This window comes from Streptomyces sp. NPDC056738 (assembly GCF_042790435.1).
Classification (GTDB): Bacteria; Actinomycetota; Actinomycetes; order Streptomycetales; family Streptomycetaceae; genus Streptomyces.
Genome location: NZ_JBHTZF010000005.1, coordinates 322292 through 349247, shown reverse-complemented (window position 1 = coordinate 349247; position 26956 = coordinate 322292). Strand labels below are relative to the sequence as shown.

Here is a 26956-nt window from a genome sequence, read left to right as displayed (position 1 = left end):
GCCGCCTCGTGCGGCGCTTTCTTGTTCACCGACCCCGAAAAAGCTAGGAGTTGGCCGTGGCCGACGAATCGTCCCTGTGCACCTCGACGCGCTGCCGCAGGGCGGACGGCGACGCCGGCCGCCCGCGCGGGCGGCGCGCGGAGCCCGGCAGTCGTCTGTGCGGCCTGTGCCGGCGGGCCGTCGTGCGCGACCTGGCCGCGCTGCCGGAGCTGCACGGGCACAGCGAGTCCGAGCGGAACAGGCCCTCCGGCGGCGCTCCCGCGCAGCGCATCACCGGCAGCCGGGAAGCGGCTCTACCGGTCCGGTCCGCGGCCCTGGAGGCCCGCCACGACGTGGTGGCCGTACTGTCCGCCTGGGCGCGGCTCGTGGTGGACGAGGTGGCGGACGCGGCGCCGCCGCGCCGGACGGTGGCCGACATGGCCGCCTTCCTCGGCCGGCACACCGGCTGGCTGGCGGCCCGTCCGGAAGCCGGCCGGTTCGCCGACGAGATGGCGAGGGCGACGGCGGGACTGCGGCGGGAGAACACCGCTCCGGCGGCCGACCTCGTCCCCCTCGGCCCCTGCGTCGAACCTGGTTGCGCGGCCGAGGTGTTCCTGCCCCGGCGGGGCGGCGAGGGCCTGCTGCTGCGCGGACCCGTCTGCGCGGCGGGACACGTCCTGACCCCGCGTCAGTGGCTCGCCCTGAGGGAGGCGGCGTGAGCGCCCGCGCCCGACGGGTGCCCACCGAGCTCGCGGCACTCGTCCTCGGCGTCCAGGAGGTCACGATCCGCCAGTGGGCCCGGCGCGGCAAGATCACCAGGTACGGGACCGCGCGACGCGCCCTCTACGACCTCGACGAGCTGACCGAGCTCGCCCGTACGACCAAGCCGACGCCCAGAGCAACCCCTCCAGCTACAGCCGCAGCCACAGCCACAGCCACGACATCGACGCCCGCCGCCGGCGGCCCCGTACTTCACAACTGACGGGACAGGGGCGGCCGTTCGCTCCACCAGGCCGCCCCATCCGGCCATCCGGCCATCCGGCCGCCCATTTGGCCGGCCTCCCCCGGCCACCGCCTTGCCGACCGCCGGCCGCGGCCCGCCCCCGTCGCGCCCTCCCGCTCTCCGTCTTCCTCTCCCTCCCCCAGATGCCCTGCATCACGGGCACCCCCACACCCCACATGACCGTTTTATCCACATTCATCACGATAGGAGAAGTGGCACCGATGGACACCACCGACTGGCAGCAGCACTGGAACAACCGGCGTGACCCGTTCGTGCAGGAGTGCCTCCAGGCCCGCGACGCCCTGCTCGCGGATCTCAAGGACCCCAAGTCCGCGCAGGAACGCGTGCTGCGCGACATCATCGGCGTCTGCGCCGACTCCCTCCACTGGAAGGCGCGGGGCTACAACGTCACGGCCGAGGACCCCTCCCGCTTCCGTTCGGTCCTGCCGATCAGGCGGTACGCGGACTTCCTCCCGGAGATCGAGCGCGAGACCCGGACCAAGGGAGGTGTGCTCTCGTGCAGCCCCGTACTGCGCTGGCTCAAGACGAGCGGTACCACCGGCGTGCCCAAGCGGGTCCCGTACACGCTGCACTGGCTGCTCACGTACCGCATCCCGGCCATGAAGGCCATGTGGGGCACCTACCTCCTGCACCACCCCGAGCTGCTCGCCCACCCCTGGGCCACCCTCGACACGCAGACCGTCCGCGAGGACGTGTACGACTTCGTGCACGGCGTGGAGCACCAGGCGATCAGCAACCGGCACCCGCAGATCAACAGCCGTGACTGGAACCCGCCGTGGTACCAGTCCCCCTGGTTCAACACCCAGGCCCCCGCCACCCACGCGGGCCGGATGTACCACCGCATCCGCCACCTCGTGGGCAAGGACCTGCACTACATATCGGCCATCAACCCGAGCACGCTCATTTCGCTGCGCGACCTGGTCGCCGAGCACGGTGAAGAGCTCGTACGCGATCTGCGCGAGGGCACGCTCGACGGACTGCCGTGGTCCGAGCCGGACGAGACGGCGGCCCGGCACCTCGAATCGGTGCTGGCCAAGGGCGAGTTCAGCCTCACGGACGTATGGCCGTCGCTGACCCTGTACAGCTGCTGGCTGTCCTCCAGCGCGGAGCTGTACCGCGCCAAGCTGGACGCGGTGCTGCCCGGCGTCAGCAAGCTGCCGTTCATGGGCTGCGGCACCGAGGGCGTGACGTCCATCCCGGTGGACGACTCCCTGGACAGCCAGCCGCTCGCGGTCGGTCAGGCGTTCTTCGAGTTCGTCCCCGCCGACGTACCCCTGGGCGAACTGGTCGACGCGGGGACCCCGGTGCGGACGCTGCTGTTCGACGAGGTCGAGGCGGGCCGCGACTACCACCTGATCATGACGCAGGGCAACGGCCTCTACCGGCTGTGGACCGGCGACATCTACCGCGTCGACCGGGTCGTCGACGGCACGCCCTGGCTGCACTTCGTCCACCGGGACGGCGTCTTCCACTCGTTCACCGGAGAGAAGATCACCGAGGCCGAGGTCACGCAGGCCATCAAGCAGGGCATGGCCGGGCTCGGTGTCGACACCGGCCTGTACATGTGCGGGCCGCAGTGGGGGGAGCCGCCGTACTACATCGTCGCCGCCGAGGTCCCCGTACCGGGCCGGGACCTCGACCACTCGCTCTCCGATGCGGTGGACCGGGAGTTGTGCGAGGTCAACATCGAGTACGCCTCCAAGCGGGACAGCGGCCGGCTCGGGCCGCTGAGGGTCCGCACCGTGCCGCTCGACGCGATCACCGCGTACGCCGAGTCCCGCCGGCAGGTGGGCAACGCGACCCAGTACAAGTACAAGCCGTTCCAGAAGGACGTCGACTTCATGGCCGGCATCGACGGCATCACCACGGACACACCGGTCGACTCCCCCACGGGCACGCCCGACACACCGGTCGACGCCGCCACGGCCACCGTCGCCACACCCGTCGACGCTGCCACGCCCCCCGTCGCCACATCGGTCAACTCCCCCACGGCCAGGCCCGACACGCGGGTCGACGCCCCCGCGATCACCGCCGACACACCGGTCACCCCTGCCCTCACCACCATCCCCGCGGTAGCCACCGCACATCACTTCGCACGCTGAGGAGAACAACGAGATGATCGAGACCAAGAGGCCTCCGCAGAACACCCGCCGCGAGATAATCGACCTGCCCTCCGGCGGCGTCGACCTGGCGCTGCACCTCTGGCGGCCCGAGCGGGTCAAGGGCGCCGTCTTCTACTTCCACGGCCTCCAGAGCCACGCCGGCTGGATGTGGGAGGTCGGCCCCCGCTTCGCCGACAACGACATCGCCTTCTTCGTCCTGGACCGGCGAGGCAGCGGAATCAGCCCCGGCGACCGCGGGGACCTGCCCGCGGCCGAGACGCTGCTCGGCGACTACATCGCCGCGCTGGCCCACGTACGGGAGATGATCGGCGACGACGTGCCGCTGTCGCTCTTCGGCCACTGCCTGGGCGGGTCCTTCATGGCCGCTCTCATGCATCACCCGGACTTCACCACCCGCTACGACGCGGCCGTGTTCTGCTCGGCCTGGCTGGGGCGGATGCACGCCACGCTCGGCGAGGACGAACTGCGGGCGCTGGCGGCCGAGACGGGCACCGAGCCGTGGGACGCGGGCCTGAAGTCGCAGGACTTCACCGACGACCGCAAGTACCAGGAGTTCATCGATCACGACGACCTCGCCGTACGCCTGATCACCCGCCGTTCCCGGAGCACCCTTCTGGAACTCGAACGGCGCTACCTGGAACCCGGCGGCCGTGTCCTCCCGGCGGTCCCGGCCACCTTCGTGTCGGGCATGACCGACCCCATCGTCGACCTCGACAGCGCCCACCGGGTGTTCGCCGCGATCGCGCCGGACCGCGGGACGATCATGAAGCTGCCCACCGACAGGCATTATCTCTTCTTCACCGGCGTCACCGCGGACCTGGTCGACTGGACCTCCACCCACACCCTGCTCCAGGGACTCGACCGCGATGCCTGAGACCGCCGTTCTCCACCGGGTGCGCCAGCCCATGCACGCCCGTTTCGACCACCCCGCGGCACGCCGCGCCACCTCCGACAGCCTGGTCCTGCGGCTCACCTGCGAGGGCGTCAGCGGCATCGGCGAGTGCGCGCCCCGCACGTACGTGACCGGCGAGAGCACCGATTCCGTCCTCGATGCCCTGCGCCGGACGCCTCTGGAGCGGCTCTTCGCGCTCCTGCACGGCGAGCCACCGGCCGAACTGCTCGATCGCACGCGGCGCGAGGGCTTCGCGGAGGTCTTCGGGATCACCGGCGGGAACAACCTGCTGTGCCTGCTGGAGACGGCGGTCCTGGACCTGCTCGGCCACCGGCTGGGGCTCGGCGCGGCGGAACTGATCGGCGACGCCGGGCCGACTGCCGGCGTCGGCGCGCCGGAGGCCCCGCTTCCCGTCTCACAGGTGCTCGACCTGAGCATCACCGTCGAGGAGTTCCTGGCCACGCGCGGTCCGTTCCACTTCGTCAAGATCAAGGCGTCCGACGACATCGAGCGCGACGCGCGCAGCGTCCGGGCGGTGCGCGCGCACCTCGGTGACGGCGTGCCCGTCATGGTGGACGCGAACATGAGCTGGACCGAGGCCACCGCGCTCTCCCACGCGTGGCGGCTGCGGGACGCCGGGGCGGACTACGTGGAGGAGCCGCTGCCCAAGGGGTCCTGGGCCGCTCTGGGCGCGCTGCGCCGCCGGGCGGGGCTGAAGATCATGCTGGACGAATCCCTGTGCACCCTGGACGACGCCCGGACGGCGGTCGAGGCGCGGGCGTGCGACGCGTTCAACATCCGGGTCGCGAAGAACGGCGGCCCGCTGCGCGCGGCCCGTCTCATCGAGTACGCCCGCACGCACGGCATCGCGTTCCAGATCGGTGTCCAGGTGGCCGAGGTCGGCCCGCTCATCAACGCGGGCCGGGCGCTGGCCTTCCGCCACCGTGACGCGCTCACCGTCGAGGCGGGCCAGAGCGACCGCTTCTTCCCCGAGATGATCGTCTCGCCCCGCCCGGTCGTCGACCGCCGCGCCAACACCCTCTCGCCCGCGCCGGGTTCCGGCTTCGGTCTGACGCTGAACGACGCGGCCGAGCCGTGGGCCGTGCTCGCCCTCGCCGAGGAGAGCGACTCCTGGCGGCCCCTGACCGCCCCGCGGCCGACCGCCCCCGCCTCGCTCTGAGACCCCCGCCCCCGACGCCTGACATCCGGTCGGCCGGACGGCCTGACAGCCGCGACGCCTCGGTCAGTCATGCCCCGACAACCTGCCCTCATCTCAAGGAGATCTCCGCCATGAACGTGTTCTTCGAATGCACCTACCAGGGTGAGCGCCACTTCGGCCTCGGCCTGCCCGCGGACGGCGAGGCCGTCCGTCTGTATCCGGTCCGGCCCGGCGAGGACCTGGGCGCCGCGGTCGTGGCCGCGGTGTCGGGGGCGGGCGGTGACGGCGACGCGCTGCGGGCCGCCCTCACCGCGGGCCGCCCGGAGGTGGTCGTCCCGGCCGCCGGGCGCGACGGCCTCGTGCCGCGGCCGCCGCTGCTGCCCGCGTCCGTCGGGGACGCCATGGTCAGCGGTTTCATGCAGACCCACAACGTCAAGGTCGATGCCACCACGCAGGCGCAGCCCAACTGGTTCGTCAAGGGGCTCGGGGAGGTCCTGAAGGTCTCCGGCGAACCGCTGTCCGTGCCGCCGGGCGCCGTCGCGCTGTGCGAGGAGGCGGAGGTGGTCCTGGTGTTCGTCACCGACGAGCACGGCAGCCCGCGCTACGCCGGCTACACCTTCGGCAACGACCTGACCGACATCGGCCGGTTCCGGAACCACCCCGGGCATCTGTCGTACGCCAAGCTGTGCGACGCCGGGGTGGCGTCCCTGCTGTTCCTGGACGAGCCGCCCCGGTCGGTGACCGGGCGCGTCACGATCGAGCGGGACGGCGCGCGGGTCTGGGAAGGCGAGTTCGCCACCGGCACGAAGGCGCTGCACTACGGGCTGGAGGAGATGACGTCCGGGCTGTTCTCCCACGGGGCGCTGCTGCACCCGGGGCGGGTGCACTACGTGTATCTCGGCGCCGACCGCAGCAGTTTCCACGGCGGGTTCACGATGGCTGACCAGGACCGGGTCACGCTCGACTTCGACAGCCACGGGGTGAGCCTGACGAACACGGTCTCCTGGCCCGGCGGACGGGCGGCGCGGCCGGTCGCGGGACGAGTCGCGGGATGACGCCGGCCGGGGTGCTGCGCAGGCTCAGCGGGACCGAGGCGGCCTGCGCCTACCGGCACGCGCTGACGGGCGGGCAGACCCAGACCACCACCCGTCTGACGGTGGCCGCCGTGTTCTCCCCGGCGTATGTGGAGGGGGCCGTGGCGCGGTGGGCGCGGGGCTTTCGTGCCCTGTCCCTGCGGATCGTGGAGGAGGGCGGGAGCCTGTGGTTCCGCGAGGGGCCCGGATTCGCCCCGGACCAGCTCCGCCAGGAGGTGTGCACGACGGCGGTCCCGGGTCCCGGTCGGGTCGGCGCCGGGATCGTCACGTCCTCCGCGGCCGACGACGTGTCGACGTCCGGGGCCGGAGACGTCCTGATGGGCGGGGTCGGTGATGTCCTGACGGCGGGCGGTCCGCTGTGGCGGCTGGAGGTCGGTCACGATCCGGCCGCCGCCGGGACGCATCTGCTGCTGACCTGTCACCCGGCGCTGTGCGACGGCCCGTCCACGGCGCGGCTGCTTCGGGCGTTGCTGGACGCCCTGCTCGGAGAGGGCCCGGCCGGCTGCGGCCGGCCGGGCTACCGGCAGGATCCGGCCCCCGACGCGGACGGCCTGACCTATCGCCCGCCGCCACCGCCGTACCTGGGCGCGGGGCCGGGCCCGGTGCCGGGTCCGATCCCGGCTCCCCGGGCCCCGCTCGCCTTCCGCGCAGGCGGGCCGGACAGCCCGGCCTCGCTCCCGGGAACGCGGCTGCCGTCCCATCTCCGGCCCGCGCGGGGCGCGGTGGGGACGGTGGCCGCTCCCGTCGGCGCGAGCGGCGTGGCGCCGATAACGCTGACCGCCCGGCAGAGCGCGCGCCTGACGGCGTGGTGCGGACGCCACCGCATCACCGCGGGCGAGTTCTTCGCGGCGGCGCTGGCCGACTCGTGCGCGCGGGCGGTGGGCCAGGAGGAGGTGGCCCTGCTGACGGCGGTCTCGCTGCGCCGGCGCTACGCGGAGAGTGTCCGGGTGTCCGAGGTGGGCTGCTTCGTCAACGTCGTACGGGCGACCGTACGGGCCGGGGACGGTGGCGCGCTGGCGGATCACGCCCGCGCGTACGGTCTGGCGGTGCGGGCGGCGGACGCTGCGTGGCACCCTGCCCGGCAGGACCATGCCCGTATCCGGCGTGCGGTGGAGGCCGAGACGGCGGCCGGGGGCGGGCTCGGTTTCCGGGTCACGCAGGAGGGCTGCGCGGACACTGCGCTGGGCCACCACGCGGCCCTGGTGACCCGGTACGCGACGATTCCGTACGGAACCGTCCCCTATGAACCCGCCCTGTACGGAAACGAGTTCGGGGCACCTCCCTGCGGGAGCCCGACGTACGGAACCACCGCCCGATACGACACCGGGCGCGGAACGACCCGGTACGAGACCGCGTACCAAACGGCCCGGTACGAGACCCGCGTGCACGAAGGCGCCCGACACGAGGTCCTGTACGGGACATCCCCCTACGAGTCGGCCCACGGGACCACGGCGTACACGCCCGGATTCGGCACCACGGCGTACGAGCCCGGATTCGGCACCACCGCGCACGAACCCGGCTACGGGACCACCCCATACGAGCGCGTATGGCGGCCGAGCGGGCACGGAACCCCGTACGGAGTCTCCCCCGCAACGGCCGTACGCGGCACGGCGCCCCGGCCGTTCGGTGTCCTGCACCTGTCCCGCTTCAAGGGAGCCCTCACGCTGTCCCTGGGGATGCCCGACCCCCCGGAGGCGGGGGCGAGGACGGGTGCCGGCGCCGGCGGCGGGGGTCTCAACGCGCCCGAGATCGCGGCGGAGTTGACCGCACGCGCGCTGGACCTCGTCGCCTGACCCGCGCATCGCTCGCACGTATGCGCAGGTCAGACCGCTTCTCTCGGGCTCGCTCCGTGGACGGACTTCGCAAAGTATCCGGCAGTCCCCACCCCGGAGTCGAAAACAAAGCGATCGTTCTCTATTCTTTCCGTGTGGCGCCGTTCAGGGGCCGGGACCAGCAGGACCAGCGGGAGGGACACAAGCGATGGCGACGAAGCCGGCTACGCGGCCACGGGCATCGGTCTCCGCGTTCACACAGGAGCTCTTCGGGCGGCTGCCCCGGGCCGACCAGCGGCGGTGGGCGCACGCCTACATGGAGGGGCTCCTGACCACACCGGGCAAGAAGACGGTGCGACGCCTGGCGGCGACCGTGTCGGACTCGTGCACGGCCCCCCAGTCCCTGCACCAGTTCATCAACGCCAGCCCCTGGGCCTGGGAGCCCGTACGCGCCGAGCTGACCCGCTGGGTCCAGCGGCACACCGCGCCCCGCGCCTGGACCATCGGCCTGGCCGTGGTCCCCAAGCGGGGCGACCGGTCCTGCGGTGTGCACCGGCGCTTCGTGCCCCAGGCCGGCCGCACCCTCAACTGCCAGGTAGGCGTGGGCGCGTTCCTGTCCACGGACACCGAGGACGTGCCCGTCGACTGGCGTCTGCTGCTGCCCGACCAGTGGTCCAACGACCCGGCGCTGCGCCGTCGGGCCCGCATCCCCGAGAGCACCGAACACCGTTCCGCCGAGGCGCAGACCCTCGACCTGGTCGAGAGCCTGCCGGCGGCCGGACAGCTCGCCGAGGTGCCGGTGGTCGCGGACCTCGACGGCTACGCGGACACCGGGGAGATCGTGCGCGCGCTGAGCTCCCGGGGACGTCACTTCGTCGTCGCGGTGCCCGCCGCCCTGCCGGTCCTCGCCGCCCCCGCCCCGCAGCCGGGCCCCCGATCCACCCGCCCCGAACTTCCGTCCTCACAAACAATCCTGACGGTACGACAGGTTCTCACCCGACGCGAAGCCGCGGCGCCGCACCTCGTGACCGTGAGGACCCGCCGGGGCGAGGAACGTACGGCGCACGTCCTGACCGGAGTGGTCCGGCTGCCGGACCCGGAACCGGGAGCGTCACGCGCCTCCCGCGCCGCCGGACACCCGCCCGCCCACCGCGTGTTCGCCGAATGGGATCCGGACACCCGCCGCCTCGGACGGACCTGGATCACCAGCCTCGTGAACCGGCCCGCGGGCGAGCTGCTCGAACTCGCGGCCCTGCACGCCGGCACCGCCGACACCGTACGGCAGTTGGAGGACGACTTCGGTCTGCGCGCCTTCGAAGGCCGGTCCTACCCCGGATGGCACCACCACATGACGCTGGTCTCCGCCGCCTTCGCGTACAGCAGCCTCACCACGACACGAAGGATCGGCAACTGATGGCACTTCCCAAGGCCTTCTGGCTGCTCTGGGCCGGACAGACCGTCAGCCGGCTGGGCATCCTCGCCCCGGCTTTCCTCGTCCTCTTCCTGGAGCAGGACCACCTCGTCGACGCGCACACCACACCGATCATGGTCGGTCTGTTCGGGGCGGGCATCCTCGCCTCGGGGCTGGTGGGCGGCGCGGTGGCCGACATGATCGGGCCACGGCGCACGATCATCGCCGCCCAGCCGCTCGCGGCCGTCACGGCTCTGCTGTTCCTCGTGACCACCGATGTGTACGCGCTCGGGCTGCTCTCCCTGGCGACCGGCTTCCTGTCGGCGGTGGACCGGCCGGCCGGTGCCGGGCTGATCGCCAAGATCGTCCCGCAGGAGCAGTTCTCGAAGGCCTACAGTCTCTTCCTCGTCGGCTTCAACGTCGGGATGTCGCTGAGCCCGGTCATCTCCGGGTTCCTGCTCTCCTTCTATCCGCCCGCGCTGTTCCTCGTCTGGGCCGCCGGCAGCGCCGCCTACGCGCTCCTGGTCTGCGCCCTGCCGGCTGACGAGGCGCGTCCGGTGGAGCACGGCGCAGGCGGGGCGTCGGCCCTGCGGCGCGCGGCGCGCAGCATCGGCGAGCCCTACCGCTCCCCTGTCCTGGTCGCCTTCCTCGCCCTTGTCTTCCTGCTGGCCTGCGTCTATCTCCAGGTCAACTCCGCGCTGCCGCTGGACATGAGCGGGTCGGGGCTGAGTCCGGGAGACATCGGCATCGTGCTGGCCATCAACGCGGTGCTGTCCATCGCCCTGCTCCCCCTGGTGCCCAAGGCGGTCAAGGGGATGGGCGACGAGACGCCGCTGGTCCTGGCGGCCACGCTGATGGCCGTCGGCTTCGGTCTCAACGCCCTGGCGGACGACATCGTCCTGTTCACCGCGGCGACCGTCGTCTGGACGCTCGGCGAGGTCCTGTGGGCGCCCATGTCGGCGACCTTCATCGCCGTACGGGCTCCCGAGGGACGCGTCAGCACCTATCAGGGCTCCTACTTCTTCGCCTGGAACGCCGCCTTCGTCATCGGCGGCCCCATCGGGATCACCGTGGCGAACGCCTACGGATACCCGTTCCTGTGGATCGCTCTGCTCGTCCTCGGCCTGGGCGTCGCCGCCGGCTTCAAGTCGATGACCCGGATCTCGGACTTCGCCGCCACCACCGCGAAGCCGACGGCCGCCGACGAGGCACCGGAACCCGAGCCCGCGACGACCTCCGGGACGACAACGACCACGCGGCCCCAGGCCCCTCAAGCCCAACCCTCCACCTCCCAACCCCAACCCAGGGAATCGACATGACCGTAGAGACCTCGCGCACCGCCCTCCTGATCGGCGCGGCCGGCGGAATCCTCCAGGACGTGGCGCGCGGCCTGGCCCGCCAGGGGCACACGCTCGTCCTCTTCGACAAGAACGAGGAGGCCGTGAACCGCCTCGCCGCCGAACTGGAACAGCAGACCAAGGTCGACGTGGTCGTCGGCGACATCACCGACATCCCCGCCGCAGAGGCACAGCTCGCCGACATCGTCGACCGGCACGCCCCCTCCATCCTGGTCAACGGGGTGGGAGGCGACACCCGGGTCATCGGATACGCGGACCTGACCGAGGAGCACTTCGGCCAGTCCCACCTGGAAAACGTTGTCAGCACGTTCGTCGCGATCAAGGCGTGTGCCCCGCGGATGGCGCAGGACGGCTACGGACGCATCGTCAACTTCGCCTCGGCCGGGGGCCGTACCTACAGCCACTTCAACAACGCCGCCTACGTCGGTGCCAAGGCCGCCGTGATCGGCATGACCAAGCAGATGGCTTACGAGCTCGCCCCCGCCGGTGTCGTCGTGAACGTCGTCGCCCACGGGCCCATCGCGACCGACCGGGTGGCCGGTGCCTGGGAGCGCCGCGACCCGGAGCAGAAGCAGGCGGTGCTCTCGAAGCTGCCGATGCGGCGCATGGGCACGGTGGCGGAGGCGGTCGGCAGCGTCCTGCACCTGTGCTCCGAGAGCGCCGGCTACTCCACCGGCGCGGTGATCGACGTCAACGGCGGCCTCTACATGTGAGCCCCGCCGGGCCCTTTCGACAGGGCCCGGACAGCCCGCGGGCCGAGAGGACCGGCGGGACCAGGAAGAACGGACAGGAGACAACCGTGGCGAAGTTCGTCGTCGAATTCGAGTACAACGTGGACCGCGCGGGACGCCAGGGACTGCACCCGGCGCACGCCGAGAACCTTCACCGCCTCGCCGAGAGCGGCGTGCTGCTCCTCGGCGGGCCGCTGGCCGACGAGAACGCCGGCCTGCTGCTCTACGAGGTCGAGGACCGGGCCGAGCTCCAGAAGGTGCTGGACGCCGAGCCCTACGTACAGGGCGGGATCGTCGCCGCCACCCGCATCCGCCAGTGGTCGCCCGGCAAGGGCAACTGGATCACGGAAGGAAAGATCTGACCTTGAGCACCACGACATCGCCCGCATCGCCGACCGCGCCCGCGCCGTCGGAACCGGAAGCGGCGGACAGCGGCTGGGTGGCGCTGCGTCAGGAGGCGCTGCACGCCGGGATCGCCGACCCCGCCATGGACTCGATGCGGATCCTCAGCGAGACCGCCATGAAGTTCCCCGACGCCCTCTCCTTCTCCTCGGGAGCGCCGTACGACGGGAACCACGACCTGGCGGACCTCTCGTTCCACATCGACCGCTACGTCAAGCACCTCCAGGAGCGGGGCGTCCCGCAGCAGCGCATCACGCGGATGCTGTTCCAGTACGGACCGGTGAACGGCTTCATCCAGGACGACGTGGCACGGATGCTGCGGCAGGACGAGGACATCGACGTCCCCGCCGAGGCCATCATGATCACGCACGGCTTCCAGGAGGCGACGCTGGTCGCCCTGCGCGGTCTGTTCGCCGGCCCCGACGACGTGCTGCTGAGCGTCTCCCCCGCGTACGTCGGCATCCGCGGCGCGGCCCGGATGCTCGACATCCCCGTCGAGGGGATCGACGAAGGTCCCGACGGCCTCGACCCCGAGGCGGTGGCCGCGGCGGCGCGCGCCGTGCGCGCCGGGGGCAGGCGGCCGGTCGCGGTCTACCTCGTCCCCGACTTCTCCAACCCCTCCGGCACCGTGCTGCCGCTGGAGGCCCGCCGGCGCCTGCTGGAGGTGGCGGCAGAGGAGGACCTGCTCATCCTGGAGGACAACCCCTACGGGCTGTTCGCACGGGACGGCGAGGCCATGCCGACCCTCAAGTCGCTCGACACGGCGAGCCGGGTCCTCTACCTCGGTTCGTTCGCCAAGTCGGCCTTCCCGGGCGCCCGCCTGGGCTATCTCGTCGCCGACCAGCCGGTCACCGCCGCGGACGGCGTCACGCGCACGCTGGCGCAGGAACTGTCCAGGGCCAAGGCCATGTTCAGTGTCGGATCGTCGTCCCTGTCCCAGGCCGTGGTCGGCGGCATCCTCGTCGAGAACGGCCACACCCTGCGGCCCGCGACCCGCGAGCTCGCCGCCGTGTACCTGGAGCGGCTCCAGGTCACGCTGGACAGCCTCGCCGAGCACTTCCCGCCCGAGCGGTACGCCGAGCACCAGGTGCGCTGGAACACCCCGCGCGGCGGCTTCTTCCTCACCGTGGAGGTGGGGTTCGAGGCCGGGCTGGCGGAGATGGAGCGCTGCGCCCGTGAGTACGGCGTGAGCTGGGCGCCGATGAGCATGTTCCACATCGGTGGTGGCGGCGAGCGGCAGATCCGGCTCGGCTTCAGCAACCTCGCGCCGGAGGCGATCCGCGAGGGCATCGCGCGCCTGGCCCGCTTCATCGCGGCCTCACCGCGCGCGTAGCGCGTGCCCCGCTTCATCGCGGCCTCACCGCGCGCGTAGCGCCCCGCCGTCCCCGTACGCCCCGTACACCGTACGGCCCCGCGCACCTCGCGGCCCCACAGCACCGCGCCCTCCGCCCCACCGCACCCCGCTGTGCACTCCCCCTGGTGAACCAGCGACCACGCGTCGCGTCAGAAGAAGGACGACCATGAGCCTGACCAGCAGTCAGCGACCCACCGTCGTGGTGGTCGACGGCTACTCCGCCGGAAACTTCTACCCCGCGGCCTTCACCGAGACCGGTGCACGGGTCGTCCACGTGCAGAGCACCCCGGAACTCATCCCCTCGATGCTCGCGCCCGGCCTGTCCGAGTACGAGGAGAACATCGTCGAGGGCGACGAGGAGGCGCTGCTGGAACGGCTCCGTCCGTACGCCCCGGCCTGTGTGGTCGCCGGACAGGAGGGCGCCGTACCGCTGGCGGACCGCCTCAGCGAGGCGCTCGGCGTCCCGTCCAACGGCACCCGTCTGTCGTCGGCCCGCCGGGACAAGTACGAGATGATCGAGGCGCTGCGGCGGGCCGGTGTGCGGTGCGCCGACCAGTTCAAGAGCGGCGACGTGCGGGAGCTGGTGCGCTGGGCCGAGGAGCGGGGCGCGTACCCGGTCGTGGTCAAACCGCTCAGCTCGGCCGCCTCCGACGGCGTGTACATCTGCGAGGACGCCGCGGACGTGGCGGCCGCTGCCTCCGCCGGACTGGCCTCGCAGGACATCTTCGGCGCGGCCAACACCGAGATCCTCGTCCAGTCGTACCTCAAGGGCACCGAGTACATCGTCGACACGGTCAGCAGTGACGGCGAGCACTACGCCTGCGGTGTGTGGCAGTACGAGAAGACGCTCCTGCCCTCGGGCAAGAACATCTACAACCGGGACATCCTCCTCGCCGCGGACGCCGGTCCGGTGCCGGCCCTGGTGGCGTACGTACGCGAGGTGCTGGCCGCCCTCGACGTCCGCTGGGGGCCCGCGCACGCCGAGGTCATCATGACCGAAGAGGGCCCGGCGCTGGTCGAGATCGGCACGCGCCTCAACGGCAACATCCATGCCGGTTTCCACGACGTGTGCCTCGGCCACAACCAGGCGGGGCTCGCCGCCCGGGCGTATGTGCGGCCGGAGGAGTTCCGCCGGGAGTACGGCGGCCGCGTCTACACGCGGCTGCAGCCCGGCGTCGTCTACAACACCCCCACCGAACAGGACGGCGTCGTCGAGAGCGTCGACGCCACGGCGGTGGACGAGATCCGCGCGCTCGACAGCGTGTTCCTGGCCGGCCTGAAGCTGGCTCCCGGCTCCCGGATCCGCCCCACCACCGACCTGCTGACCAGTTCTATGCGCGTCTACCTCACGGCGCGCGACGAGGCGCAGCTCGACGCCGACTACGAGAAGGTCCGCGGCCTCAAGGACAGCGTCTACCGGGTCACGCCGCAGCAGTAGTCGCGGCCACGTCCGCGGCCCGCCGTCCTGCGCGAGTCTTCAGCCGCCTTGCGCGAGTCCTCGGCCGCCTGGCGCGGGTCTTCGCACCCGCGCCGCCGTCCGGATCCGCGTCCGGATCCAGGTTCAGAACCACATCCGGATTCCGATCCACATCCAGATCCAGCTCCAGACCCAGTTCCGTCTTCATATTCCTCGGAGGAATGCTGTGCACAGCCGTATCGGTCTCTTCCTGTCCCCCGTCCACGAGACCGGCCAGGACCCGCACCTCGCCGTCCGCCGCAACCTCGAACTCGTCGAGCACGCGGACCGCCTGAACTTCGACGAGGCGTGGTTCGGCGAGCACCACACCCTGGGCTGGGGCCTGGTCGGCGCCCCCGAGACGATGATCGCCGCCGCCTCCCAGCGCACCAGCCAGATCAAGCTGGCCCACGGCGTCGTACCGCTGTCCGGACACCACCCCTTCCACGTCGCGAGCCGTGCCGTCCACCTCGACCACCTCAGCCGCGGCCGCTACATCCTCGGTGTCGGCCCCGGTGTCCCCTTCGACGCGAAGATGTTCGGCCTCGCGCCCGACGTCCAGCGCCGGCGCCTCGACGAGGCCCTGCCGACCGTCCTGGAGCTCGTCAACGGCGACTCCCGGATCACGCAGAAGACCGACTGGTACGAACTCCAGGACGCGAAGCTGCAGTTGCCCCGCTTCAACCCCGACGGCATCGAGGTGGCCATGGCCACCAGCGGCACCTCGTCCTCCAGCCCGCGCCTGGTCGGCAAGTACGGCCTGAGCATGACGTCGTTCGCGCTGCCCTTCGCGCTGATGACGCCGGGCGCCCCGGACCACATAGGCCTGGCGCAGCAGTGGAAGTACGCCGAGGAGTCCGCGGACGAGCACGGTCAGACGCTGCGGCGCGAGGACTGGCGCATCGCGCTTCCGGTCCACGTCGCGGAGACGCGCGCCCAGGCGTTCGCCGACGTCCGCGAGGGCTACGACCGCTGGCTGTTCGAGTACTTCGGCAAGGCGGCCGGCCGTGAGGTCATCAGCCCCGACACCCCGCGGGAGCGGGCGCTGGAGGCCCGGGTCGAGGCCGGCGGCGCGCTCGTCGGCTCGGTCGAGGACGTCGTGCAGGGCATCCGGCGCATGCAGGAGGCGACCGGCGGCTTCGGCAAGCTCCTGGTCTACGTGGCCGACTGGACCTCGTACGAGAAGACCAACCTCAGCCTGGAGCTGCTGGCCCGGTACGTGTCCCCCCAGATCACCGGCTCCGCGGCGCGCCCGCAGGAAGCGGTGGACTGGGCCATCGCGAGCCGCGCCGGCCGCTGATCGTCGCCCACGGCGCGGGGCGGACCGCCCGGCGCGGGCGAGTCACCCGGTGCGGGGACCGTCATAGGGCGCGGGGGCGGCAGGTTCCGCCCCCGCGCCGACCCTGCCCGGCCACCAGACAACCTTTGGAGTTCACATGCTGGAGCAGCGTTCCTTCCGCGACATCCTGGGCCGGTTCACCACCGGGGTCGTCCTGGTCACCGCGCAGACGGAGACCGGCCCCGTGGGCATGGCCGTCAATTCCTTCACCTCCGTGTCCCTCGACCCGCCGTTGATCGCCCTGTGCGCGGCGTCCACGTCGACCACCTGGCCGGCGATCCGGGAGGCGGGGAGCTTCGCCGTGACCATCTTGGGCGGGCAGCACGCGCAGTTGTGCCGCACCTTCGCCACCCGGGGCGCCGACCGCTTCGGCGGCGTCGAGTGGGACTCCACCCGAGCCGGTCACCCCATACCCGCGGACGGTCTGGCCTGGCTGGACTGCCGTATCGCCACCATCCACCAGGCCGGCGACCACGAACTGGTCATCGCCGACGCCGTCGAGGGCGCCGTCACCGACACCGAGGGCCCGCTGGTCTTCCACGCCGGACGCTTCGCCGAACTGGTCGCCTGACCCGGGCCGCCGACGCCCGCCCCACCACCGGCCACGAGAAGGGCAGACCCGCGTGTCTTTGATCCAACCCTCGCGCGCGTTCCTGGCATCGGACCACGGTTCCGGTCAGGGCGAACTCTCCTACCTGCGCACCGCACCCCGTCACCTCGTCGACCGCAGCGCCATCGCCGACGTCCTGATCACCGACTGGCAGCGGACGGGTGCCGACACCTTCTTCCTCGGCGCCCAGTGGCCCCGGGGCCACGCCTTCTACACGCCGATCGCCGGCACCTGGTACGACCCCCTGCTCGCGGCCGAGTCGCTGAGACAGGCGTCCTTGCTGGTCGGCCAGACCTACTACGGGATCCCCCGCGGCCACCGGTGGATCGTCGGCGAACTCGACATCGAGGTGTCCCCGGCCGCGCTCCTCCTGGGCAGCCGGCCCGCCGAGATCCGGCTGGAGATGGCGCGCTCCCCCGACCCGGACCGGGCTCCCGGCGCGGACGGGGAGCCGGACGCCGGTGCGGGTGCGGGGACGACCGGCGTCATGACCGTGGAGGCCGAACTGCTGCGCGACGACGACGCCTTCGTCGGTGCCGGCCGCATCAGCCTCGACGTCCTGTCGCCCGCCGCGTACGCCCGGCTGCGCGGGGACCGGCTCGGGCCGCCGACGGGTCTGCCCCGGCTGCCCGAGCCCCTGCCGCCGCCCGTCGTGGGGCGTCTCGACGTACGGGACGTGGTGCTCGGCGTCCCGGCCGCGCGCTCGGGCCGGGGCGGCCACACCTGGCAGTTGCGGGTCGACCCCAGTCACCCGGCGCTGTTCGACCACCCCGTCGACCACGTCCCGGCCATGCTGCTGCTCGAGGCCGCCCGCCAGGCGGCCCAGGCGGTGTGCGCCCCGTACCGCGTTCTGCCGATCGAGGTGCGCAGCGCCTTCCACCGCCCCGTGGAGCTGGACCTCGCGTGCCACATCGCCGCGACCCCGCTCCCCCAGCAGGACGCGTCGGAGGACACGGCGGTCCGTGTGACCGCCTCGCAGAGCGGCACCCTGGTCTTCGACAGCCTGGTGGTGGCGGCTCTGTGCGACTGACCTCGGCGGGGCGCGCACGGGACGGCGGCGTCGTCACCCGCGGGTGACGACGACTCCGCCGAGCAGGCCCCAGGCGTCGATGCGGACCGTGGGGCCGCCCGGTTCACTCGGGCCGGCGTCGTTGACCCCGCCGAGGCGGATGCCGCGCACCTCCACGACCACGTCGGGACGCACCCTGAGGCTCACGCCGCCGATCAGGCTCAGCTTGGTGATGCGCAGTTCGGCACCGTCGGGGATCTCGATGCCGGTGAGGTCGACGTCGGCCCCTCCGACCAGCGACACGGTGAGCGTGCGCTCGTGCAGCGTCTCACCCGTGAGCCGGTGACCGCCGATCAGGCTCACCTTGACATCGGTCTTCTGCTGGTCGTTGCCACCCGTTTTCGTCATAGGACGACGGTAGGACCGTGACGTGTCCTTCACCCAGTGCCCGGTGTACGTCCTTTGGCATGACGGATGTCATGCATGCCGTGTCTCTCGATGGTGCGCCGGGCTCGTCGTTCAGGCCGTCTCACGGAGGATCAGGCGGGTCGGGGTGACGACCGGGTCGGTGCCGCCGGCGGCCGGGGCGCCGGTGGTGTGGATCCGTCGGAACAGCAGGCGTGCCATGAGGCGGCCCATCCCCTCGATGTCCTGGCGCACGGTCGTCAGGAGTGGTTCGTTCCCCTCCTCGGGCAGGGGCAGGTCGTCGAAGCCGACGACGGCGACGTCGTCGGGCACGGCTCGGCGGTGTTCCCGCAGGGTGCGCAGCGCTCCGCGGGCCATCAGGTCCGACGCCGCGAAGACCGCGTCCAGGGCGGGGTCGCGCTCCAGCAGCCGTCGCATGGCGTCCGCTCCGCCCTGGACGGTGAAGTCGCCTTCGTCGATCAGGTGGGGCGGACTGTGGGGCAGGACGTCGTGGTACCCGTCGAGGCGGTCGAGCGCTGCCGCCTGGTCGAGCGGGCCGGTGATCGTCGCGATGCGTTCGCGTCCGCGGGCGACCAGATGGCGGACGGCTTCGGCGGCGCCGCCGCGGTTGTCGGCGTCCACGTAGGTGTAGGTGTGCCCCTCGTCTCGCGGGCCGGGCAGGGGCCTGCCTCCGAAGACGGCGGGCAGGCCCATCCGGTCGACCGTCTCGGGCAGCGGGTCGTCGACACGCAGCGAGAAGAGCAGCGCGCCGTCCACGTGGCGGCCGGCCAGGAAGTTGCCCACCCGGGCGTAGTCGTCCGGCTCCTCGATGAGCAGGAGGACCAACTGGGCTCCCTGTGCGACGAGTTCTTGCCGGATGCCGCGTAGGTGCCGGTCGAAGAACGGGTCGACGAAGAGCCGGTTCTGGGGTTCGGTCACCACGACGGCGATGGCGTCGTTGCGCCGGGTGACGAGGCTTCGTGCCGCCTGGTTGGGCACGAAGCCGAGCTCCGCGACGGCGCCGCGGACCCGTTCGACGACGTCCGGGCTGACCCGTGGCGAGCCGTTGATCACCCGGGAGACGGTGGAACGTGAGGCTCCGGACCGCCGGGCCACGTCCTCCAGCGTGGGGCGGTGTCGTCGGGGATGTGAGGTCAACCGCGTGCTCCGATCCTCAGCAGGTCCTGGAGCACCTGCTGGGCGCGGTGACCGTCCTCGAAGTCCGCCAGGGTCCGGGGGCCGGGGGCCGCTGTCACGGCGCGGGTCCAGTCGTGGAGCTGGTCGACGAAGGAGTCCGCCCAGCCGGTCACCTCTCCGGGCGGGTCGTCGAGCCGGGCGGTGCCCAGGAGCTTGATCTGTTCCCAGTCGACACCGGTCCGGAGCTGGAGGACCGGCCCGTCCTTGGAGTCGTGGGTGAGTTCTCCCCGGGTCCCGGTGAGGGCCAGGGTGAGGCCGGTCTCGTGGGGCTGCGAGGCCTTGGAGGCGGTCAGGGTGAAGGACGGCCCCGTCCGCAGCCGTCCGCTGACGAAGGTGTGGTCGTCGACCTCGACGGTCCGGCTCCCCTTGCGGGCGACCTTCGTCCGGAGGGCGACCTGGCAGGCGGCGGGATCGACGGGACCGCCGAAGAGGAAGTGGAGCAGGTCGATCAGGTGGACGCCCAGATCGCCGAGTGCCCCGCTGGTGAGGCGTTCCTCCGCGCTGTCGCGCCAGGTGAAGTGCTTGCGCGTGAGGGCGCTGGCCCGTTTGAAGGCGACGTCGACGTGCAGGATCCGTCCCAGCGTCCCCTCGTCGATGTGCCGGCGGGTCTCCCTGATCACGTGCAGGTAGCGGTAGTTGAATCCCATCGCGCAGATCCCCGGCGCGTCGGCGGCGAGGGTCCGCATGCCCGTGGCCTGGGCCAGGGAGACCGCCATGGGCTTCTCGCACAGCACGCTCAGGCCGGTTGCGATCGCCTCGTGCGCGTAGTCGGCGTGGGTGCGGTTCGGTGAGGCGATGACGACCCCGTCGGCCGCCTCGTACAGGCCGGCGGGGGTGGTGAACGCCGTCGTTCCCATGGCGTGCGCCAGAGCCCACGCCTTGTCCTGGTCGAGGTCGAACACGCCGGCCAGGGAGGCGGTGTCGCTGGCCGCCACCGCCCGGGCGTGTGTGTGGCCGATGCCGCCGGCGCCGACGATTCCCACTCGCATCACTGCAGGGCTCCTTCCAGCTCGGACAGGATCGCGTCGGTGTGACGGCCGGCGGACACACGGGGATGGCGGCTGCGGGCCTCGTCGGTGCAGTTCCCGACGAGCAGGCCCCGCCCCACGGCCTTCAGCATCTCCAGGTCGTTGCCGCTGTCGCCGAAGGCGAACGCCTGTGCCGTGTTCACCGCGTGAAGGCGGCAGATGTGTTCGACGATCTTCCGCTTGCCGCAGCCGCGGGGGAGGAAATCGACGTCGTAGCAGTCCTCGGGGTCTCCGGCGGCCGGGTTGCAGCGGCTCAGGTTCACCTGGAGGAGGGTCCTGTCCGCGATGTGTCCGATCAGGGCGAGCCGCCGGGCGTCGCGCTCGGGATCCTGTGCGGCGTAGTAGTAGCTGACCACGCGGCTGTCCGGGGCGCGACAGGTCTGCGGGATCAGCGGCACGTCCAGGGCGCGCAGTTGCCGGACCGCTTCCTCGGCCAGGCCTCTGACGTGTTCGGCGGCCGGGAGCCGCTGGTGCCAGTCCGGCTCCGGGACCGGTCCGGTGTCCCCGGCCACGTACAGCTCGGTGCCCAGTGAGCAGGCCATGAAGTGCGGCAGGAAGCGCAGGCCGTGGCCGGCGGCCTTGTGCAGTACGGAGGTCAGGGAGCTGCCGGTGACCCAGCCGAAGAGCAGCCCGTGCCGTTCGCCGGCGCGGACCAGATAGTCCTCCAGGGTCCGGCGGGAGTGCTGCTGGGCAGGCGTGTCGGCGTGCGCCAGATAGGTCTCGTCGAAGTCGCAGAACGCCACGGTGCGCACGGTGGCGGGTGCGGGCAGCGGGGGGATGTCAGTGCGCGGTGGCACGGAATGCGTCATGGAGGGCTTCGATCACGCGGTCCTGCTCGGACAGGGACATCTGGTTGTGCAGGGGCAGGTGGAAGACCGTCGCGTGCGCCTGTTCGGTCAGGGGCAGCGTGAGGTGGGCGAAGTGTTTGCGGTGCATCGGTGTCTGCTGCTGGTGGGTCAGCACGGGGTAGTAGACGTCCGTCTCCACCGCGCCGGTGGTCCGCAGGTGCCGGCGGATCTCGTCCCTGGCGGCCGTTCCGGTGGTCGTCCGTACGCCGAACAGGTGCCAGGCGTGGTCGGGTGTGAAGTCGGGAAGGGCGGCCAGGCCGGACGCGGCGAGGTCCGCCAGGCCGTCGAGGTAGCGCTTGGCCAGGAAGGCTCTGCGGTAGTTGTTCAGGGTCAGGCGGGGAAGCAGGCCCATCGCGACCGCGGCGGTGGAGTTGTCGATCTTCGCGTTGAGGCCGAACAGGTCCTGCTTGACGTTCTTCCGCTCGGGATCGAAGCCGTGGTAGGCCAGCTTCCGGGCCGCCTCGGCGATCTCGCCGTCGCGTGTCACCACGGCTCCCGCCTTGCCGGTCAGGCCGAAGTTCTTGTACGGGTTGAAGCTGAGCACGGCGGCGTCGGAGTGCTGTCCGACGCCGGTGACGCCGATGGCCTGGCAGGCGTCCTCCACGATGTGCAGGCCGTGGTGCCGGGCGATCTCGGCGAGTGCCGTCATGTCGGCGAGGCGGCCGTACAGGTGGACGGGCAGGATCGAGCGGGTTCTGGGGGTGACGGCGGCCTCGACCAGGGCCGGATCCAGGGTGAGGCGTTCCGGGTCGACGTCCACGAGGACCGGGGTGGCGTCGCAGGCCCAGACGGCGTTCTCGGTGGCCGCGAAGCTGTTCGCGGGCAGGATGACCTCGTCGCCCGGACCGACCCCGACGGCCCGCAGCGCGATGATCAGGGCGTCCGTGCCGCTGCTGGTGGCCACCGCGTGCGGCACCGTGAGGAATTCCGCCAGGGCGTCCTCGAACTCGGCCGCCGCGGGTCCGCTGGTCAGCGCGCCGTCGGCCACGGCTCGGGCGAAGCGTTCGACGGCCGTGCGCTGTTCGTCGGGGGTCAGCAGGCGCGTCCTCGGCAGGAAGGGCACCGGGTCCGTGGCCGACCGGCGGGGGTCCGCGGCGAAGACGGAGCCCTCGGCCGCGGGAGCGAGCCGGCGCGGCTGCTGTGCGACGAGGGCCGCAAGGGCCTGGTTGGCCAGGGCCGTGGAGCACCTGTACGCCGGGATGTCGTCGCGCTGTACGTCGCCGACGAGCCGGTGGATGCCGGTGCTGTCGCCGGTGAAGGTGGGTGCCGGACGGGTCGTCGTCGTCATCGTCACGCACCTGCCGCACGGTCGAGGAGCGCGGCGCAGCCGAAGGAGCCCGCCGTCTGCTTGAGCAGGTCGGGTCCCGGCTGCTTGAAGTAGAGCAGTTCGTGTCCCGTCCGCATCGTCTGCACGGCGGTCGGAAGACCCCGGTCGTCCGTGGTGTCGACGACGATCAGGTCGCCCGCCGTCCCGGCCCGTGCGATCTCCGCCTCGGCGGTGTCCAGGCCGGCGGCATCGACGACGAGGACCTCGTACGAGCGTCCGAGCGGCAGCCGTCCCGCGATCGCCCGACAGGCGAACTCGAAGCGGAGGTAGGCCTCGAACCAGCTCGGGCGGCTCACGCGGTCCGGATCGAAGTAGGCGTCGAGCACCCACTGGTTCCGCACCTCGAGTTCCGGGTGCTTCGTGGTGAAGTAGGCGAAGTTCTCACGCCAGTCGTCGTAGCGCTCCTGGCCGGATTCCGGGTGGAACTGGTGATAGACCCGGGAGTACAGGTTGTGGACGAGGGTCAGGCCGTGCCGGTGGAGGCGGTAGCCGAGTTCGACGTCCTCGAAGCTCCACCTCTTGATGTTCTCGTCGAACCCGCCGACGGCCAGCAGGTGTTCCTTGCGCACGGAGACGTTGCAGCCGTAGAGGAAGTGCCATCCCGTGGCGAGATTCCCCATGTTCTGCGACAGGGCGTCGGTGACCTGGGCCCGCTCGTCGCGGTCCGCGACCGGAGGAAGGGCCGTGGGGGTGAAGCCCTTTTCGAGCAGGCCGAGATCCACCGTTCCCGGCTCCAGATAGTCCCGGAATCCGATCGCGACGACATCGCCGCGGTCGCGGTGGCACCGAATGTGCTCCTGGATGAACTCCGGGTCGATGATCTGGTCACCGTCGGCGAAGACGATCAGTTCTCCGTCCGCCGCCCGGATTCCGGCGTTGCGTGCCGCGGAACGGCAGGAGTTCTCGGTGCGCGGCAGATGGATCCGCCGGATCGGATAGGTGAGCGGCAACGAGTCGACGCGTTCTCCCGTACCGTCCGTGGAACCGTCGTCGACCAGGACGACCTCGAACGCGTCGTTCCCTTCTAGCCGTTGATGGTTCAGGGACATCAGGCAGGGGACGACGAGATCCCTGGAGTTGTAGGTGGGGATGACCAGACTGGCTTTCACGTAATGCTCCCCCGTGACGGAAATCGTGCGGAAATCGTGGTGACAGCGGATTGTCAGCTCTCGGCGACGGGAGCCGGCAGTCGCCGCTCCACGCCGCGGTGGTCCTTCGGCTGTGCGGAGACGCGCCGCCAGCGGATGCCGAGCAGAAGGGCCCGGAGGTTCTCGTCGACCGCCATGGCGATCATGATGCCGCCGATGGCGAGGCCCAGCGGCAGTGAGAGGACGTACGCGAGGGGGATGAAGACCCCCCACAGGACGAGGATGCCGACGGCGGCCGGGTAGGTGACCTGCCCGACCGCGCGCAGCGTGCCGGCCGTGGTCATGATCAGGGAGGAACCCGGCAGGTAGAGCAGGCCGCACCACAGGAGCAGCCGCCCGGACTCGGCGACCTGCGCGGAGTCCGTGAACTGCTCCATGATCCAGCCGCCCGAGAGGCCGGCGACCAGTGCGAGCGCGGCGGCGATCGCCGCGCCCGCCCATCTGGTGGACCGGGTGACGCGGCGGATCCGGTCCATCTCCCCGGCGCCGGCGAGATGGCCGACGGTGATCTGCAGCCCTTGTGAGAGGGCCGAGCCGAACATCCCGATCATGTTGGTGATGCTCAACGTGTACATGCGGGCGGCGAGTTCGTCGGAGCCCACGGCGGTGATGATGCGGGTGGTGAAGATCTGGGCGGCCTGCCAGAAGGCGGGCTCCAGCATGGTGGGCAGGGTGAACGAGACGAGCAGCAGGCCGTGTTCGCGCCAGTGCCGCCTGCTCGACGGCCACCGGAACCGGACGCGGATCCGGAAGAGGACCAGCCAGGCGCTGAACAGGAGGCCGGCCGCCGTGGCCAGGGCCGTGGACAACGCGATCCCGCGGACGCCCCAGCCCGGTCCCACCGGGGACAGGACCAGGAGGTAGATCAGGGCGATGTTCGTGATGTTCGTGAGGACGGCGGCGAACATGCCCCCTCGGGTGAATCCGTTCGCCGCCATGACGCCGCCGAGCATCGCCATGAGGGAGTGGAGGGCGCAGCTTCCCCCCACGATGTGCAGGAAGGTGGTCCCGTGGCGCAGAAGCTGTCCGTGCAGACCCAGCAGTCGGGCGATCGCCTCTCCCTCGACGAGCAGGACGACGCTCGCGACCACGCCGAGCAGAACGTGCAGGATCAAGGCGACGGAATAGCACTCCCGGACCCGTTCGGTTTTCCCCTGGCCGATCATTCTGGAATAGACGAGGCTGCCGCCCTGGCCCATGAAGGAGAACATCATGAGCACGAAGGTGGTGACCGTGTTGACGGAGCCGACGGAAGCGGCGGCCGCGTCCGATATCCGGCCGAGCGCCCATATGTCGACGAGCCCCATGCAATAGGTGAGGGTCAGTTGCAGGAAGATGGGCCAGCTGAGGGAGAAGACTCCGATGTTCACCTTGGGTGGCACGATGTCTCTTCCCTCCGCTCCCCCGAATCCCCGAAGGGGACTGCCGACCTTGAGGATCGCGGACCTCGGTTCCGGAGACTGCGCCGGGAAGGACGAATCCGCGCCAGTGATCGACTGGATGCTAGCCACGTGATCCGTTCCGCGGGAAGGGAGTTCGAGCGGCCCTCGAGTGCGGCGCGTCCGTCTCCCGACAGGGCCGTGGAAGCCTGCCCGGCTACGAAACCACCCGGAGCGGGTCGCGTGCCGCGTCGGTCAGCGAGGGGAGCTGGGACAGCGCGGTGAGGCGCGGGATGTGCGGCAGGTGGGCGTAGGCACCGAAGCGGTCGTACAGGATGCCGTGGCCGAAACCGGCCCGCAGCGCGCCGAGGACGTCGTTGACCAGGCCGTCGCCGACGTACCAGCAGCGTTCGCCGTCGATACCGAGCAGGTCCAGGGCGTGGCGGTAGATGCGCGGGTCGGGCTTCTCGTAGCCGACGACGGTCGAGTCGACCACGACCTCCAGGTAGGGCAGGAGGCCGGCCTGGTCGAGTTCGTCGCGCACGGTTCCCTCCGAGTTGGAGATGACGCCGAGGGTCAGTCCCTGCTCGGAGAGGGCGCGCAGGGTCGAGGCGGCCTCGGGGTCGATGTCGCGGTAGAGGTCGGGCCGGGACAGGGCCGACAGGACGGCGGGCACCACCGCGTCGGGGTCGAGGCCCAGCAGGGCGGCGAAGGTGCGCGCGACCTTGTCCGTGCCGCCGGTTCTGGTGGGCAGCGGCAGGTGGCGGGCCTCCGCCGCCAGGACGAGGGCGGTGGTGGCGCGGGCGGGGTCGACGCCGGTGTGTCCGGCGGCGGCCAGTTCCTCGGCGAGGACCTCGCCGCTGGGATGGATCAGGGTGAGGCCGGCGTCGAACAGCACGGCATCGGGGGCGGGCGGAAGCGGGGCGTGCGGCACGGGAATCTCCTCGGGGCGAAGTCAGGCACGGGCGGTGCGCGCCGGTTTCGGGCGGCGGGTCCGGGCCGGCAGGAAGACCGCGGAGTGGGGTCCGGCGGTGGCGGCGGGACGGAATCCGTGATGGCGCAGGACCTCTTCGATCCGGGGCCGGTCGACGTACTTCGTGTGGATGTCCAGGACCAGGACGCCCACGTCCGCCAGCCACTCGGTGTCGCCGTGGAGCAGGACGTCCTCCTCCGCTCCCTCGATGTCCATCTTGACGATGTCGGCGCCGGCCCAGCCCGCGGCGGCGATCAGGTCGCCGACGGTGGTGGCGGGGACGCGGGTGGGCGGACGGCGCAGCCGGGCCTCGGGCCGGTGGGCGGCCTCCTCGCGGGCGCGGGCGACGGGCGCGCTGGTCGAACTGGAGGACCACCAGCCGTTGGTGTGCAGGGTGACGTGGCCGGGTGCGGAGGCCACGGCGGCGTGCTCGATCCGCCAGTCCCGCCGGTTGGCCTCCTTGTTGCGGCGCAGCACGGCGACGTTCTCGGCCACCGGCTCGACGCAGACGACCTCGGCGTCGGGGAAGAGGGAGGAGAAGTACAGCGGGGACAGGCCGATGTTGCTGCCGAGGTCGAGGACGCGCTCGACGGGCCGGCCCAGCCGCTCCTCGTAGGGGAAGGAGTAGATCTGTTCCGCGAACACCTCGCGCAGCACGAACAGGTCGCTCGCGTGATGGCGGAAGACGCAGGTGACCGCGTTCAGGCCGGAGCCCAGGGACAGGCTGTGCCGGGTGCCGGGGCCGTTGCGGCCGGTGGCCATCGCCCAGTGGTAGGCGAGCATCCACCGGCTCAGGCCGGTGCTCCGGCCGGGGTGGGCGGCTCGTACCGCCGAGAGGTCCGCCAGCAGGGCGCGCCCTTCGCGGGCGAGCAGGGCACGGCCGGACAGGGCTTGCGGGTCCTCATCGCGTCTGAGGTAGTTCATGCCTGCCTCCCGGG

The 26956-nt window shown here is 71.6% G+C and carries 25 protein-coding genes; 16 read left to right on the top strand and 9 right to left on the bottom strand.

The window, feature by feature from the left end; translation table 11 throughout:
- Window positions 1-56: 56 nt before the first annotated feature.
- The 16 genes from ACFRIC_RS15720 to ACFRIC_RS15645 all read left to right on the top strand — a co-directional run bounded on the left by ACFRIC_RS15720 (window position 57) and on the right by ACFRIC_RS15645 (window position 17734).
- On the top strand, window positions 57-698 hold the full coding sequence (locus tag ACFRIC_RS15720) for a hypothetical protein (RefSeq protein WP_382785159.1): 642 nt from the start codon (window positions 57-59) through the stop codon (window positions 696-698).
- Window positions 695-961, top strand: a complete 267-nt coding sequence (locus ACFRIC_RS15715; protein ID WP_382785156.1) for a transcriptional regulator — start codon at window positions 695-697, stop codon at window positions 959-961. Before ACFRIC_RS15720 ends, ACFRIC_RS15715 begins: the two co-directional genes overlap by 4 nt.
- Before the next feature lie 242 nt (window positions 962-1203).
- Window positions 1204-3105: a GH3 auxin-responsive promoter family protein gene (locus ACFRIC_RS15710; protein ID WP_382785152.1), complete on the top strand. Its 1902-nt coding sequence runs from the start codon at window positions 1204-1206 to the stop codon at window positions 3103-3105.
- A gap of 13 nt (window positions 3106-3118) precedes the next feature.
- Entirely contained in the window at window positions 3119-4000 is an 882-nt protein-coding gene (locus ACFRIC_RS15705; RefSeq protein ID WP_382785149.1) for an alpha/beta fold hydrolase, read from the top strand.
- Entirely contained in the window at window positions 3993-5198 is a 1206-nt protein-coding gene (locus ACFRIC_RS15700; protein WP_382785146.1) for a mandelate racemase/muconate lactonizing enzyme family protein, read from the top strand. The genes ACFRIC_RS15705 and ACFRIC_RS15700 overlap by 8 nt, the downstream gene beginning before the upstream one ends.
- Before the next feature lie 110 nt (window positions 5199-5308).
- Window positions 5309-6232 (top strand): FAH family protein, encoded by a 924-nt coding sequence (locus ACFRIC_RS15695; RefSeq protein WP_382785143.1) that lies wholly within the window; start codon window positions 5309-5311, stop codon window positions 6230-6232.
- Window positions 6229-8064, top strand: a complete 1836-nt coding sequence (locus ACFRIC_RS15690; RefSeq protein ID WP_382785140.1) for a hypothetical protein — start codon at window positions 6229-6231, stop codon at window positions 8062-8064. The genes ACFRIC_RS15695 and ACFRIC_RS15690 overlap by 4 nt, the downstream gene beginning before the upstream one ends.
- 187 nt (window positions 8065-8251) lie before the next feature.
- Window positions 8252-9457, top strand: coding sequence for an IS701 family transposase (locus tag ACFRIC_RS15685; protein WP_382785136.1), 1206 nt, complete (start codon window positions 8252-8254; stop codon window positions 9455-9457).
- Complete coding sequence (locus ACFRIC_RS15680) at window positions 9457-10773, top strand: MFS transporter (protein WP_382785133.1); 1317 nt, start codon at window positions 9457-9459, stop codon at window positions 10771-10773. Before ACFRIC_RS15685 ends, ACFRIC_RS15680 begins: the two co-directional genes overlap by 1 nt.
- Window positions 10770-11525, top strand: a complete 756-nt coding sequence (locus tag ACFRIC_RS15675) for an SDR family NAD(P)-dependent oxidoreductase (RefSeq protein ID WP_382785130.1) — start codon at window positions 10770-10772, stop codon at window positions 11523-11525. Before ACFRIC_RS15680 ends, ACFRIC_RS15675 begins: the two co-directional genes overlap by 4 nt.
- Window positions 11526-11611: 86 nt before the next feature.
- Window positions 11612-11905: a YciI family protein gene (locus ACFRIC_RS15670; RefSeq protein ID WP_382785128.1), complete on the top strand. Its 294-nt coding sequence runs from the start codon at window positions 11612-11614 to the stop codon at window positions 11903-11905.
- A gap of 2 nt (window positions 11906-11907) precedes the next feature.
- Window positions 11908-13278 carry a PLP-dependent aminotransferase family protein gene (locus ACFRIC_RS15665; RefSeq protein ID WP_382785125.1) on the top strand — a complete coding sequence of 457 codons (1371 nt, stop codon included), beginning with the start codon at window positions 11908-11910 and terminating at the stop codon, window positions 13276-13278.
- Window positions 13279-13465: 187 nt separating this feature from the next.
- On the top strand, window positions 13466-14737 hold the full coding sequence (locus tag ACFRIC_RS15660) for an ATP-grasp domain-containing protein (protein ID WP_382785122.1): 1272 nt from the start codon (window positions 13466-13468) through the stop codon (window positions 14735-14737).
- A 205-nt stretch (window positions 14738-14942) separates the two neighbouring features.
- Window positions 14943-16055: an LLM class flavin-dependent oxidoreductase gene (locus ACFRIC_RS15655; RefSeq protein WP_382785119.1), complete on the top strand. Its 1113-nt coding sequence runs from the start codon at window positions 14943-14945 to the stop codon at window positions 16053-16055.
- Window positions 16056-16191: 136 nt separating this feature from the next.
- Entirely contained in the window at window positions 16192-16665 is a 474-nt protein-coding gene (locus ACFRIC_RS15650) for a flavin reductase family protein (protein WP_382785117.1), read from the top strand.
- A 52-nt stretch (window positions 16666-16717) separates the two neighbouring features.
- Window positions 16718-17734: a ScbA/BarX family gamma-butyrolactone biosynthesis protein gene (locus tag ACFRIC_RS15645; protein ID WP_382785114.1), complete on the top strand. Its 1017-nt coding sequence runs from the start codon at window positions 16718-16720 to the stop codon at window positions 17732-17734.
- Window positions 17735-17767: 33 nt separating this feature from the next.
- On the opposite strand, the gene ACFRIC_RS15640 is transcribed toward ACFRIC_RS15645, so the two are convergent.
- The 9 genes from ACFRIC_RS15640 to ACFRIC_RS15600 form a co-directional block, all read right to left on the bottom strand.
- The gene (locus ACFRIC_RS15640) at window positions 17768-18121 is read right to left on the bottom strand and encodes a hypothetical protein (protein ID WP_382785111.1); all 354 of its coding nucleotides are present in this window, start codon (window positions 18119-18121) and stop codon (window positions 17768-17770) included.
- Window positions 18122-18232: 111 nt separating this feature from the next.
- The gene (locus ACFRIC_RS15635; RefSeq protein WP_382785108.1) at window positions 18233-19234 is read right to left on the bottom strand and encodes a LacI family DNA-binding transcriptional regulator; all 1002 of its coding nucleotides are present in this window, start codon (window positions 19232-19234) and stop codon (window positions 18233-18235) included.
- A gap of 38 nt (window positions 19235-19272) precedes the next feature.
- A complete protein-coding gene (locus ACFRIC_RS15630; protein ID WP_382785923.1) occupies window positions 19273-20304 on the bottom strand; it encodes a Gfo/Idh/MocA family protein in 1032 nt (343 codons plus the stop codon).
- Complete coding sequence (locus ACFRIC_RS15625) at window positions 20304-21140, bottom strand: HAD-IIB family hydrolase (RefSeq protein ID WP_382785105.1); 837 nt, start codon at window positions 21138-21140, stop codon at window positions 20304-20306. The genes ACFRIC_RS15630 and ACFRIC_RS15625 overlap by 1 nt, the downstream gene beginning before the upstream one ends.
- Window positions 21124-22479, bottom strand: coding sequence for a DegT/DnrJ/EryC1/StrS family aminotransferase (locus ACFRIC_RS15620; RefSeq protein WP_382785102.1), 1356 nt, complete (start codon window positions 22477-22479; stop codon window positions 21124-21126). Before ACFRIC_RS15620 ends, ACFRIC_RS15625 begins: the two co-directional genes overlap by 17 nt.
- A 2-nt stretch (window positions 22480-22481) precedes the next feature.
- Window positions 22482-23627 (bottom strand): glycosyltransferase family 2 protein, encoded by a 1146-nt coding sequence (locus ACFRIC_RS15615; RefSeq protein WP_382785100.1) that lies wholly within the window; start codon window positions 23625-23627, stop codon window positions 22482-22484.
- A 53-nt stretch (window positions 23628-23680) separates the two neighbouring features.
- Window positions 23681-25048 carry an MATE family efflux transporter gene (locus ACFRIC_RS15610; RefSeq protein ID WP_382785098.1) on the bottom strand — a complete coding sequence of 456 codons (1368 nt, stop codon included), beginning with the start codon at window positions 25046-25048 and terminating at the stop codon, window positions 23681-23683.
- A 214-nt stretch (window positions 25049-25262) separates the two neighbouring features.
- A complete protein-coding gene (locus ACFRIC_RS15605; RefSeq protein ID WP_382785095.1) occupies window positions 25263-25979 on the bottom strand; it encodes an HAD family hydrolase in 717 nt (238 codons plus the stop codon).
- Window positions 25980-26000: 21 nt separating this feature from the next.
- A complete protein-coding gene (locus ACFRIC_RS15600; RefSeq protein WP_382785093.1) occupies window positions 26001-26942 on the bottom strand; it encodes an FkbM family methyltransferase in 942 nt (313 codons plus the stop codon).
- Between the last annotated feature and the right edge of the window lie 14 nt (window positions 26943-26956).

What these genes read in the sequence shown, in the direction of transcription:
- ACFRIC_RS15710 (WP_382785152.1), top strand. Translation starts at nt 1,204, where the DNA reads ATGGACACCACCGACTGGCAGCAGCACTGGAACAACCGGCGTGACCCG.
- ACFRIC_RS15705 (WP_382785149.1), top strand. Translation starts at nt 3,119, where the DNA reads ATGATCGAGACCAAGAGGCCTCCGCAGAACACCCGCCGCGAGATAATC.
- ACFRIC_RS15700 (WP_382785146.1), top strand. Translation starts at nt 3,993, where the DNA reads ATGCCTGAGACCGCCGTTCTCCACCGGGTGCGCCAGCCCATGCACGCC.
- ACFRIC_RS15695 (WP_382785143.1), top strand. Translation starts at nt 5,309, where the DNA reads ATGAACGTGTTCTTCGAATGCACCTACCAGGGTGAGCGCCACTTCGGC.
- ACFRIC_RS15690 (WP_382785140.1), top strand. Translation starts at nt 6,229, where the DNA reads ATGACGCCGGCCGGGGTGCTGCGCAGGCTCAGCGGGACCGAGGCGGCC.
- ACFRIC_RS15685 (WP_382785136.1), top strand. Translation starts at nt 8,252, where the DNA reads ATGGCGACGAAGCCGGCTACGCGGCCACGGGCATCGGTCTCCGCGTTC.
- ACFRIC_RS15680 (WP_382785133.1), top strand. Translation starts at nt 9,457, where the DNA reads ATGGCACTTCCCAAGGCCTTCTGGCTGCTCTGGGCCGGACAGACCGTC.
- ACFRIC_RS15675 (WP_382785130.1), top strand. Translation starts at nt 10,770, where the DNA reads ATGACCGTAGAGACCTCGCGCACCGCCCTCCTGATCGGCGCGGCCGGC.
- ACFRIC_RS15660 (WP_382785122.1), top strand. Translation starts at nt 13,466, where the DNA reads ATGAGCCTGACCAGCAGTCAGCGACCCACCGTCGTGGTGGTCGACGGC.
- ACFRIC_RS15650 (WP_382785117.1), top strand. Translation starts at nt 16,192, where the DNA reads ATGCTGGAGCAGCGTTCCTTCCGCGACATCCTGGGCCGGTTCACCACC.
- ACFRIC_RS15640 (WP_382785111.1), bottom strand. Translation starts at nt 18,121, where the DNA reads ATGACGAAAACGGGTGGCAACGACCAGCAGAAGACCGATGTCAAGGTG.
- ACFRIC_RS15630 (WP_382785923.1), bottom strand. Translation starts at nt 20,304, where the DNA reads ATGCGAGTGGGAATCGTCGGCGCCGGCGGCATCGGCCACACACACGCC.
- ACFRIC_RS15620 (WP_382785102.1), bottom strand. Translation starts at nt 22,479, where the DNA reads ATGACGACGACGACCCGTCCGGCACCCACCTTCACCGGCGACAGCACC.
- ACFRIC_RS15600 (WP_382785093.1), bottom strand. Translation starts at nt 26,942, where the DNA reads ATGAACTACCTCAGACGCGATGAGGACCCGCAAGCCCTGTCCGGCCGT.